The organism is Mycobacterium sp. TH-M11, assembly GCF_057473725.1.
Window position 1 is genome coordinate 1 of the sequence record NZ_JBYCLD010000340.1, and the last position, 11820, is coordinate 11820.

The following is an 11820-nucleotide window of genomic DNA, read 5'->3' on the forward strand; positions in this document are numbered from 1 at the left end:
CTCGTCGATCTGGGTGCGCTCGTTCCAGTCGAGTTCGATGATTCGCTCGTCGGGAATACCCCACTCCCGCAGGTGCGATCCGACCCCGAGCGGTACCACGAACGGGGCCCATTGACTGCGGGCCAAACCGACGACGGTGTCGATGTCGAGGTGGTCGTAATGGTCGTGGCTGACCACGATGGCGTCCAGGGCGGGCAGCGCGTCCAGCGGCACCGGAGGCGGATGCATGCGACCGGGTCCGATGACGTCCGACGGCGAGCAGCGTTCACTCCAGACCGGGTCGGTGAGCACCCGGTAGCCGTCGATCTCCAGCAGCGCCGTCGAGTGGCCGAACCAACTGACCGCGACCCGACCCGCGGGGGCGTCGAAGGTGTGCGGCTCGGCCTTGACGAGCGGAATGTCGACTGTTGGCCGGGCCGTGGCTCGGCCGGTGATCAGCTCCCACAGAACATTTCGCTGTTCCTCGATGTCCAGGTTGAACGACGCCGGCTCCACGTTGACGAACACACCCTCGTGGAAGTTCGGCGACCGCTCGGCCACCCCGCGGATGTCGGACGGTTGGGCACCGAGCGCGGCCGGTGCGCCGTGCAGTGCACGCAACACCCACCCGCCCATCGCGAGCGAGACCGTCCCCGCCGCCAGTCGCAGCGCCCCGCGCAGCATCCGATCAGGCTCCCCGGAATTTCGGCGGCCGCTTCTCCACCCGCGCGACCTGCGCTTCGATCACGTCTTGACTGCCCCACGCCTTGTCGAACAGTTCCTTTTGCTGCGGCGATGGCTCTTCGATGGATCCGTCGTCGTTGAGCACCCGCTTGGCGTGCTGCAGCGCCAGCGGGGCCAGGCCGGCGATCTCGCCGGCCCAGGCCTGCGCGTCGGCCAGCGTCCCCATCCGGTTGGCCATCCCGGTCTGCAGCGCCGTCTGCGCGGTCAGCTTCTCCGCAGTCAGCAGCATCGCGCGGGCACGACCGTGACCCACCAGCGACGAGAGTCGGTGAATGCTCCAGTTATCCAGCGCCAGACCGTATTTCGATGTTGGAAACTGGAAGAACGCCTCGGGCGCAACGACGCGCAGATCGCATTGCATCGCCAGCTGCAGGCCCGCGCCAATTGCCGGGCCGTTGATGGCACCGATCACCGGGGCCGGCGCGGCATCGAGCGCCTTGTGTAGTTCGATCAAGCGGTCGGGGTAGTCGGCGGCGAACGCGTCACCGCTGAGGTCGGCCCCGGCGCAGAACACGGTGCCCTGCCCGGTCAGCACGACGACTCGCACGTCGTCGCCGGAGGCCTTCTCGATCGCCGCACGCAACTCCTCGACGAGCTGGGAGTTGAGGGCGTTACGCCGTTCGGGACGCTGCAACTCAATGGTCAGCACGTCATCGACTCGGGTGACTCCAATCATGGGCCTCAGCTTAGTTCGGCGACGATGCGGGCCTGAAGGGCCCGCGGAGAAGCCGGACGCATCCAACCCGATCGGCGACGATGCGGGCCTGAAGGGCCCGCGGAGAAGCGGACGCATCCAACCCAAGCGGCGACGATGCGGGCCCGTCAGGGCCCGAGGAGAAGCGGACGAACCGTTCCATTGGACCGGCAGACCTGACAGGATACTTTCCCGTGACGAGGCCCAACTTTCTGGTGATCGTGGCAGACGACCTCGGATTCTCCGACATCGGCGCTTTCGGTGGCGAAATCGACACCCCCAATCTGGATCGACTGGCCCAGACCGGTGTCCGGTTCACCGATTTTCATTCGGCGCCTGCCTGCTCCCCCACCCGTTCGATGCTGCTGACCGGCACCGATCACCACATCGCCGGTATCGGCACCATGCTGGAGGTCACGCCGCCGGGGTTCAAGGCTCCACCCGGGTACGAGGGCTACCTCAACGATCGGGTCGTCGCACTTCCGGAGTTGCTGCGTGACGCCGGCTACCACACGTTGATGGCAGGCAAGTGGCACCTCGGCAACACCATCGACCGGACGCCGTGGGCCCGCGGCTTCGACCGATCGTTTGCGCTATTGCCCGGTGGTGCCAGCCATTACGGAATCGTGCCCGGCGACTTGCTGCCGGCTATGTCGCGATACACCGAAGACGATCAGTTCGTCACGGTCGATGACGACTTCTACTCGTCGGACTTCTACGCCGACACGCTGCTGCGGTATCTCAGGGAACGTCCCGAGCAGGACAACCGGCCGTTCTTCGCGTACTTGCCGTTCCAGGCGCCGCACTGGCCGTTGCAGGCCCCCGCGGAGACCATTGCGAAGTATCGCGGCCGCTACGACGCCGGCCCTGACGTGCTGCGTGACGAGCGCTTGGCGGCGCTCAAGCGACTCGGCCTGTGCCCGAGCGACGTCGTCGCACACCCAGTGGTTCCCGACGGGGAACCGGACTGGTCGGAGATGAGCGCCGACGAGCGGGCGCTGTCGGCTCGGACCATGGAGATCTACGCCGCGATGGTCGACCGGATGGACCACAACATCGGCAAAGTGGTCGACTATCTCACGCAGACAGGCGAACTCGACAACACCGTGGTGATCTTCCTGTCCGACAACGGCGCCGAGGGGGCAATCGTCGAGGCGATGCCGATTCTTGGTGGTGCGATCGCCGCCGAGATCGAGCGGAACTTGGACAACAGCGTCGACAACATCGGTGCCCCTAACTCCTTCATCTGGTACGGACCCCGGTGGGCGCAAGCCGCGACCGCACCGTCGCGCCTGCACAAGGCGTTCACCACCGAAGGCGGTATCCGGGTGGTCGGGTTCATGACGTGGCCGGGCTTCGATCGGCAACGACAGATCGGTACCGCGTTCAGCACCGTCATGGACATCGCCCCGACCGTCCTCGAACTGGCCGGCGTCGCACACCCGGGCACCGAGTACCAGGGCCGCGAAATTGCGCCGATGCGCGGCCGGTCGTTGATGCCGTATCTGTCGGGCGGGTCCGAGGCGGTCCACGACGACTCCACCGGAACCGGGTGGGAGTTGTTCGGCCGCAGGGCTATTCGACAAGGCGACTGGAAGGCTGTGCACCTGCCCGAGCCGTACGGCCCCGGTGATTGGCAGCTCTACGACCTGTCGACCGACCCGGGCGAAATCAACGATCTCGCCGGCTCGCACCCGGACAAGCTGGCCGAACTGCTGCAGCTGTGGGATCAATACGTCGCCGACACCGGCGTGGTCCTGGACCCCATCTCCTTTTTCGAGGCGCCCGCCGGGTGAGCCGGATCGGAACCCGCCAACTGCGCGACGCCGTGCTCGACGACGGATCGTTCGTCAGCTGGGACACCGACCCGCTGGCGATCCCGACGGGTGAGTCCTATGGCCGGGAGCTGGCCCAAGCGCGCGAAGCCAGCGGCTGCGACGAGGCGGTGCTGACCGGAGAGGGCCGGGTGCGCGGGCGCCGGGTGGCGGTGGTGATCGGCGAGTTCGACTTCCTGGCCGGCTCGATCGGGGTCGCCGCCGCCGAACGAATCACCGTCGCGATCCAGCGCGCCACCGCCGAGCGGATACCGCTGCTGGCCTCGCCGAGTTCCGGTGGCACCCGGATGCAGGAGGGCACCGTCGCGTTCCTGCAGATGGTCAAGATCGCGGCGGCGGTCACGCTACACAAGCGGGCCCACCTGCCCTATCTGGCCTACTTGCGGCACCCGACCACCGGCGGAGTCTTCGCATCGTGGGGTTCGCTCGGTCACCTCACCTTCGCCCAGCCGGGGGCGCTGATCGGCTTTTTGGGTCCGCGGGTGTACGAGCAGCTCTACGGCGAGCCGTTTCCGCCGGGCGTCCAGACCGCCGAGAACCTCCAGCGGCACGGAGTGATCGACGCCGTTGTTCCGCTGGAAGAGCTGCGCGACATCCTGGACCGGGCGCTGACCGTCGTTGCCGACGACGCAGGCCCCGCACCGCGTCGTGCGGCCGAAACATGGCGCCGTTCCTCCCCATCGCTCTGCTCTGCATCGTCGCCGGCGCAGCCACTGCCCGACATCACGGCGTGGGACTCGGTGCTGGCCTCGCGGCGCCCGGATCGGCCCGGCGTCCAGATGCTGTTGCGGCACGGCTGCACCGACCCGGTGCTGCTTTCGGGCACCGGTCAGGGCGAAGCCGCCACCATGCTGCTGGCGCTGGCGCGTTTCCACGGCCAGCCTGCGGTGCTGCTCGGCCAGCAGCGCGTCACGGGCGGACTGGTCGGACCCGCCGCGCTGCGCGAGGCCCGTCGCGGTATGGCACTGGCCGCCGGTCTGCGGCTGCCGTTGGTGCTGGTGATCGACACCGCCGGGCCGGCGCTGTCGGCCGAAGCCGAACAGGGCGGGCTGGCCGGCGAGATCGCGCACTGCCTCGCGGAGCTGGTCAGCCTCGCTACCCCGACGGTGTCGGTGTTGCTCGGTCAGGGCAGCGGCGGGCCGGCGTTGGCAATGGTGCCCGCCGACCGGGTGCTCGCCGCACTGCACGGCTGGCTGGCGCCGCTGCCACCGGAAGGGGCGAGCGCGATCGTCTACCGAGATACCGACCACGCCCCCGAACTGTCTGCCGCGCAAGGCATCCGCTCGGTCGACCTGCTGGCCTCCGGAATCGTCGACGCCGTCGTGCCCGAGCACCCCGACGCCGCCGACGAGCCGATCGAGTTCTCCACCCGGCTGTCCGCCGCGATTGCCGTCGAACTCGACGCGTTGCGCCAGATGCCCGGCGACGACCGAATGGCGGCCCGGCTGAAGCGATACCGCGACATCGGGTTGCCCTGATGCGGGTGTTCCCACTGCAAAGGGTGATGATCAGGCATCATGGGCGGAATGGACGCTGGTGGCACCTCACCCCGGGTTTTGGTGGTTGACGACGATCCTGACGTGCTCGCCTCCCTGGAACGCGGGCTGCGGTTGTCCGGCTTCGAAGTGTCTACGGCGGTCGACGGCGCCGAGGCATTGCGCAGCGCCACCGAAACCAGGCCCGACGCGATCGTGCTCGACATCAACATGCCAGTGCTCGACGGCGTGAGCGTGGTGACCGCGCTGCGGGCGATGGACAACGACGTCCCGGTCTGTGTGCTCTCGGCGCGCAGCTCGGTCGACGACCGAGTGGCCGGCCTGGAAGCCGGCGCCGACGACTATCTGGTCAAGCCGTTCGTGCTGGCCGAGTTGGTGGCACGGGTGCGGGCGCTACTCCGCCGCAAAGGCTCGACTCCGGCGTCGTCGTCGGAAACCATCACCGTCGGTCCGCTGGACGTCGACATCCCGGGCCGGCGCGCCCGAGTCAACGGCGTCGACGTCGACCTGACCAAGCGTGAATTCGATCTGCTGGCCGTGTTGGCCGAGCACAAGACCGCGGTATTGTCGCGGGCACAGCTGCTGGAACTGGTGTGGGGCTATGACTTCGCCGCCGACACCAACGTCGTCGACGTGTTCATCGGATACCTGCGCCGCAAGCTGGAAGCCGGCGGCGGACCCCGCCTGCTGCACACCGTCCGCGGCGTGGGATTCGTCCTGCGCATGCAGTGAGGCGACGATGAACTTTCTGTCGAGAATTCTGACCCGCACGCCGTCGCTGCGCGCCCGCGTGGTGGTGGCCACCGCGATCGGAGCGGCCATCCCGGTGCTCATCGTCGGGGCCGTCGTGTGGGTCGGGATCACCGGCGACAGCAAGGAGCGCCTGGATCGCCGCCTCGACGAGGCGGCCGGTTTCGCGATCCCGTTCCTGCCCCGCGGGCTCGGCCAGATCCCCAAGTCGCCCAACGACCAAAACGCCATCATCACCGTGCGGCACGCCAACGGCGAGGTCACCTCGAACACGACGGTGACGCTGCCGCGGTTGCCGGCCGGCTACGCCGACACCTACGTCAACGGCGTGCGCTATCGGGTCCGCACGGTCAATACCTTGGGGCCGCACCCGATGTCTGTGGAAGTCGGTGCCACCTACGACGACACCATCGCGCGGACCGACGGCCGGCATCGTCGGGTGATCATCATCTGCGGATTCGCCATCGCCGCCGCGACCATATTCGCCTGGCTGCTGGCCACTTTTGCGGTGCGGCCGTTCAAACGACTGGCCCAGCAGACCCGCTCGATCAACGCCGGCGACGAGAATCCACAGATCCGGGTGCGAGGCGCCAGCGAAGCCGTCGAGATCGCCGAGGCCATGCGCGGCATGCTGCAGCGGATCTGGGACGAGCAGAATCGCACCCTAGATGCCCTGGCGTCGGCGCGCGACTTCGCTGCGGTTTCGTCGCACGAGTTGCGCACGCCACTGACCGCGATGCGCACCAACCTCGAGGTGCTGGCTACCCTCGACCTGCCCGACGAACAGCGCAAAGAAGTGCTCGGCGACGTGATCCGGACCCAATCCCGAATCGAGGCCACGCTTTCGGCGCTGGAGCGGCTGGCTCAAGGTGAATTGTCGACGTCGGAAGACCATGTGCCGGTTGATATCACCGAACTGCTCGACCGCGCCGCGCACGACGCGATGCGGATCTACCCCGACCTCGAAGTTTCGCTGGCGCCGTCGCCGACTTGCATCATCCTCGGAATGCCCGCCGGGCTTCGGCTCGCGGTGGACAACGCGATCGCCAATGCGGTCAAGCACGGCGGCGCCACCAAGGTCCAGCTCTCCGCGGTCAGCTCGCGGGCCGGTGTCGAGATCTGCGTCGACGACAACGGCAGCGGTCTACCCGAAGAGGAGCGCCAAGTCGTCTTCGAGCGATTCTCCCGCGGGTCGACTGCATCGCATTCCGGCTCCGGGCTCGGCCTGGCGTTGGTGGCCCAGCAGGCGCAGCTGCATGGCGGCCAGGCAACGTTGGAAGAAAGCCCGCTCGGCGGGGCGCGACTGATGTTGCAGCTGCCTCCGCCGAGCTGAGCATGCTAGCTTCGAGCGCCGAATGTGCGGGTAATTACCTGGTTTCGGCTATTTGTGCATCACAACCTGCACGCTCGACGAGCCTCTCAGCGAGTGCTGAGCAGATCGATGACGAAGATCAGCGTCTTGCCAGACAGTTGATGTCCCGAACCGGCCGGACCGTAGGCCTGGTCCGGCGGGATGGTCAGCTGTCGTCTACCGCCGACCCTCATCCCCGGAATGCCGTCCTGCCAGCCCTGGATGAGGCCCTGCAGTGGGAACGAGATGGATTGGCCGCGACCCCAGGAGCTGTCGAACTCTTCGCCGGAGTCGTAGTCGACACCGACGTAGTGCACCTCGACGGTGCCGCCGGGAACGGCCTGGGGGCCGTCGCCGACCGTCAGGTCTTCGATCACGAGTTGAGCTGGAGCGGGGCCGTGGGGAAACTGGATCTCAGGTTTGCTTGACACGCAGGAGACCCTAGTCGGGTGACGATGCGGCCGAACATCGGCCGCTGAGGAACCCGACACCCCAAACCCCAGTCGGGTGACGATGCGGCCGAACATCGGCCGCTGAGGAGGGCACACTTAAGCCGTGGACAAGGACATCAAGGTCGAGGTTGCATCGGCTGACCCATGACGGTGCGCGACGTCGATGCGGTCATCGTGGGTGGCGGGCACAACGGCTTAGTCGCGGCGGCGTACCTGACCAGGGCCGGACTGCGGGTGCAACTGCTCGAACGGCTCGCGCACGTCGGCGGCGCGGCGGTGTCCGCGCGGGTGTTCGAAGGCGTTGAGGCTGAGCTGTCGCGTTACGCCTACCTGGTGAGCCTGCTGCCCCGGCGCATTCTCGACGACCTCGGCGCGACGGTCCGGCTGAAACCGCGGCCATACTCGTCGTACACACCAGACCCAGCCACCGCCGGGCGGACCGGTCTGCTGGTCGGGCCAAAATCAACGTTCGCCGCGATCGGCGCGACCGGCGACGAGCTCGCGTTCGCCGCGTTCTACCGGCGTTGCCGCACGGTGACCGAGCGGCTGTGGCCGACAATGTTGGAGCCGCTGCGCACCCGCGCGCAGGCCCGCTTAGCCGTCGGTGACGATGCCGCGTGGCGGGATATGATCGAGCGCCCGATCAGCGAACTCATCACCGGCGCCCTGCGCAACGACGTGGTGCGCGGCGTAGTAGCGACCGACGCGCTGATCGGAACCTTCTCCCGGCTCGACGACCCCTCACTCCAGCAGAACGTCTGCTTCATGTACCACCTGCTCGGCGGCGGCGACGGGGGCTGGCACGTCCCGGTCGGCGGGATGGGCGCGGTGAGCTCGGCATTGGCCGGAGCCGCAAAAGGAGCCGAAATCATAACCGGTGCAGACGTTTACGCGATCGACCCGAGCGGGAAGGTGCGCTACCGGCACCGTGACGAAGAACACGCGGTGCGCGGCAGATTCGTGTTGGCCGGCGTCACACCGACCACGCTGGCGGGCCTACTCGGTGAACCCGCACCGGCGTCGTCACCTGGCGCCCAAGTGAAAGTCAACATGGTGCTCAACCGACTTCCGCGGCTGCGCGACCAAACCGTCACGCCCGCACAAGCTTTCGGCGGCACGTTGCACGTCAACGAAACTTGGACTCAGCTTCAGTCCGCCTATGGCATGGCTGTCAAATCCGTTCTGCCGGAACCACTTCCGTGTGAGGTTTACTGCCACTCGTTGACCGACCCGAGTATCTTGTCGCCGGCACTTCAGGAAACGGGCGCGGCGACGCTGACGGTGTTCGGCCTGCACACCCCGCACCGGGCGTTCGAGCGCGACACGCTCACCGATGCCGTACTGAGCTCGCTGAATTCCATTCTGGACGAACCGATTCAGGATGTCCTGATGACCGACGCGGGCGGCCGACTGTGCGTCGAGACCACGACCACGTCCGACTTGGAGCAGCGCCTCGGCATGACCGGCGGCAACATCTTCCACGGCGGATTGGCCTGGCCGTTCGCAGAAGAAGACGAGACACTGGACACCCCGGCACGCCAGTGGGGTGTGGCCACCACCCATGAGCAGATTCTCCTGTGCGGATCGGGTGCACGCCGCGGTGGGGCGGTCTCCGGGATCGGCGGTCACAACGCCGCAATGGCGGTGCTGAACAGCTACCGCTGACCGCTGCAGCTACCCGCTGCCGCTGCCCGCGAGGGTGCATCGTTGTACGCGGTGCCCGGCGTGTCGCTGTACAGACACGCACGCTCGCGGGCTTGAGGCGCGTCGCAGGGGCTCACGGGCTTAGGTGCTGGGCGTCAGCGAACGTCGATAGTGGCGTAATTGCGCTCGGTGTAGCCGGTGTAGATCTGGCGCGGGCGGCCGATCTTGCTGGGCTCGCCGTTCATCTCCCGCCAGTGCGCGATCCAGCCGGGCAGCCGGCCGAGCGCGAACAGCACGGTGAACATTCGGGTTGGGAAGCCCAGCGCCCGGTAGATCAGCCCGGTGTAGAAGTCGACGTTCGGGTACAGCTTGCGCTCGACGAAGTAGTCGTCGGTCAGCGCCGCTTCTTCGAGTTCCTTCGCGATGTTGAGCAGGTGGTCGTCGCCGCCGAGCTTGCCCAGGATCTTGTCGGCCTGTTCCTTGACGATGCGGGCCCGCGGATCGTAGTTCTTGTAGACCCGGTGGCCGAAGCCCATCAGCTTGACGCCTTCTTCTTTGTTCTTGACCTTGCGGACGAACTCGCTGACGTCGTCGCCGCTTTCCCGGATCTGCTGCAGCATCTCCAACACGGCCTGGTTGGCGCCGCCGTGCAGCGGGCCCCAAAGCGCGTTGATGCCGCCGGAGATCGAAGTGAACAGGTTGGCCTGCGACGAGCCGACCAGCCGGACCGTCGATGTCGAACAGTTCTGCTCGTGATCGGCGTGCAGGATGAACAACATGTCGAGCGCCCGGACGATCTCAGGGTCGGGCTCGTAAGGCTCGGCAGGCAGCCCGAACGTCATCCGCAGGAAGTTCTCCACCAGGGTAAGGCTGTTGTCCGGGTAGAGGAACGGCTGGCCTACGGACTTCTTGTAGGCGTACGCGGCGATCGTCGGCAGCTTGGCCAGCAGCCGGATGGTGGACAGCTCAATCTCTTCGGTGTCTGCCGGGTCCAGCGAATCCGGGTAGTAGGCGCTCAGCGCGTTGACCACGCTGGACAGCACCGGCATCGGGTGGGCGTTTCGCGGGAAGCCGTCGTAGAACCGCTTCAGATCCTCGTGCAGCATGGTGTGCCGTTGGATCTGCTCGGTGAACCCCTCCAGCTGCTCTTTGCTTGGTAGTTCGCCGTTGATCAGTAGATAGCTGACCTCGATGAAGGTCGACTTCTCGGCCAGTTGCTCGATCGGGTAGCCCCGGTAGCGCAGAATGCCGGCGTCACCGTCGATGTAGGTGATGGCGCTCTTGGTGGACGCCGTGTTGACGAAGCCGTTGTCGAAGGTCGTGTAACCAGTCTTGGACAACAGTGGACCGAGCGCGATGCCGTCGGCCCCCTCGGTGGCGTGGACGATTTCTAGGTCCAACTCACCACCCGGGTACTTGAGGGTGGCGGAGTCGTCGGTTGCGGCCACGGGAACCCCTTTGCGCTTGCGTGTGAATGCTGCCCCGGCTGGTTGCCTATAGCGCAAAGGTAGTCGTTACAGCGACGGCTTGCCTGCCCGGGGGTGACGTCAGGGTGCGACGGAGATCACGTTCGGCCGCCGGATGCTCGACGCAGGTTGCAGCCGGGCGTGAATTGCACTGCCCGACAACGGATGAGAGTCGGCACCAGCACAACCCCCAACACCACCGACCCCGCTACCCCCGACGGTGGCGGCCACCGTTGTGGTCACCGGGCGGCCTCCTGGAGCACCGTGGACCGGAGCGCCGGCGGTTGCGGTCGGGAAGCAAATTCTCGCGTTGCCTCCCGGGTCGATCGTCAGCCCGACCGCCGAGGTCATTGCGTCGGGCCGGCGACTGCGATCAGCCTGGCGCGATGTCGGCGAAAAGCCGCGGTACGCTCAGGGCTGCAGTCGTTCGACACTCCCACCAACGACGCGAATGCGGTTGTGCAACCTGTCTTCCCGACCTTGCCAGAACTCGACTTCGGTAGGCGCGATGCGATACCCGCCCCAATGCGGCGGCACCGGGACCTTCTCGTGGTCGGCGAAGCGCTCGGTCACCTCGGCCAGCTGCTCGACCAGCGCCGCACGGGACGCGATCGGCTGGGACTGACGTGAAGCCCATGCGCCGAGCTGCGAGCCGCGTGGCCGATTGTTCCAGTAGCTCTCGGTGGCCGTCGGATCGACCTTCGTGACCGGCCCGCGGATATGGAACTGCCGGTTCAGCAGGTACCACGGAAAGGTCGCAGACGCATACGGTGTTTCGGCCAGCTGCTCACCCTTGGCCGAGTCGTAGTTGCTGAAAAACACGATCCCGTCTTCGTCGACGCCCTTGCACAGCACTGACCGGCTGACCGGCTTTCCCTCGCTGACGGTGGCCAATACCATCGCGTTCGGCTCTGCCACTCCCTCGCGCTCCGCGTCGCCAATCCACTTGCGCAGCAACGCCAGCCAACCGTCGTCGAGCCAGTCGACGTCAAGATCGGGGCTGCCATCGCGTTCCTTGGAGCCGTATTCCTTGCGCATCCGGGCCAGGTGCTCGTTGTCGGGTCCCACCATCGGGCCAACGTTACCCGCTGCCACCAGCGAACATTCGCGGGTCCGAAGTCGTCAGAGGTGGCTGCAGCTGAGTCACCGTGGCTCAACTTGCCGGTTGCGCGATCTGGGTCCTTTGCTCAACGATGCCGAACGTCGATACCTTACGTCTGATGCTGGTGCTGGCGTGTCGGCCGGTCGTCCGGTTGCCGCTTTCTGTCTGACCCTGCTGGCGTCGAGTGTGCGCTGACGGCTTCGAGTGTGCACAGGGGGCGGGCTTTCCGCGATTTTCCCGCCCACGATGCACCCTCGACGCCCACGATGCACACTCGATCCCCTGGACGCAGACGTGACCCGAAAAC

Annotated in this window: 10 protein-coding genes; 5 read left to right on the forward strand and 5 right to left on the reverse strand. The window is 66.7% G+C overall.

The window, feature by feature from the left end; translation table 11 throughout:
• Window positions 1–663 (reverse strand): MBL fold metallo-hydrolase (locus AC2VOG_RS13680; protein WP_486940430.1); only part of this gene is annotated, 663 nt, incomplete at its 3' end.
• 4 nt (window positions 664–667) lie between these two features.
• Window positions 668–1399, reverse strand: coding sequence for an enoyl-CoA hydratase (locus AC2VOG_RS13685; protein WP_486940431.1), 732 nt, complete (start codon window positions 1397–1399; stop codon window positions 668–670).
• A 212-nt stretch (window positions 1400–1611) separates the two neighbouring features.
• Between AC2VOG_RS13685 and AC2VOG_RS13690 the strand changes: the two genes are divergently transcribed.
• The 4 genes from AC2VOG_RS13690 to AC2VOG_RS13705 are packed head-to-tail and all read left to right on the forward strand — an operon-like array spanning window position 1612 to window position 6831.
• Entirely contained in the window at window positions 1612–3213 is a 1602-nt protein-coding gene (locus tag AC2VOG_RS13690; RefSeq protein WP_486940432.1) for an arylsulfatase, read from the forward strand.
• Complete coding sequence (locus AC2VOG_RS13695) at window positions 3210–4730, forward strand: carboxyl transferase domain-containing protein (protein WP_486940433.1); 1521 nt, start codon at window positions 3210–3212, stop codon at window positions 4728–4730. Before AC2VOG_RS13690 ends, AC2VOG_RS13695 begins: the two co-directional genes overlap by 4 nt.
• 39 nt (window positions 4731–4769) lie before the next feature.
• Window positions 4770–5480, forward strand: a complete 711-nt coding sequence (gene prrA / locus AC2VOG_RS13700) for a two-component system response regulator PrrA (protein WP_486940434.1) — start codon at window positions 4770–4772, stop codon at window positions 5478–5480.
• A 7-nt stretch (window positions 5481–5487) separates the two neighbouring features.
• Entirely contained in the window at window positions 5488–6831 is a 1344-nt protein-coding gene (locus AC2VOG_RS13705) for a HAMP domain-containing sensor histidine kinase (RefSeq protein WP_486940435.1), read from the forward strand.
• Between the two features lie 86 nt (window positions 6832–6917).
• Here the strand turns inward: AC2VOG_RS13705 and AC2VOG_RS13710 are convergent, their stop codons facing one another.
• Window positions 6918–7280, reverse strand: coding sequence for an FKBP-type peptidyl-prolyl cis-trans isomerase (locus tag AC2VOG_RS13710; protein WP_486940436.1), 363 nt, complete (start codon window positions 7278–7280; stop codon window positions 6918–6920).
• 165 nt (window positions 7281–7445) lie between these two features.
• Here AC2VOG_RS13710 and AC2VOG_RS13715 point away from each other — a divergent pair, with 165 nt between their 5' ends.
• Window positions 7446–8966 carry a phytoene desaturase family protein gene (locus tag AC2VOG_RS13715; protein WP_486940437.1) on the forward strand — a complete coding sequence of 507 codons (1521 nt, stop codon included), beginning with the start codon at window positions 7446–7448 and terminating at the stop codon, window positions 8964–8966.
• A gap of 134 nt (window positions 8967–9100) precedes the next feature.
• On the opposite strand, the gene AC2VOG_RS13720 is transcribed toward AC2VOG_RS13715, so the two are convergent.
• Window positions 9101–10393, reverse strand: coding sequence for a citrate synthase (locus tag AC2VOG_RS13720; protein ID WP_486940438.1), 1293 nt, complete (start codon window positions 10391–10393; stop codon window positions 9101–9103).
• A 429-nt stretch (window positions 10394–10822) separates the two neighbouring features.
• Window positions 10823–11482 carry a pyridoxamine 5'-phosphate oxidase gene (gene pdxH, locus AC2VOG_RS13725; RefSeq protein ID WP_486940439.1) on the reverse strand — a complete coding sequence of 220 codons (660 nt, stop codon included), beginning with the start codon at window positions 11480–11482 and terminating at the stop codon, window positions 10823–10825.
• Window positions 11483–11820: the final 338 nt, after the last annotated feature.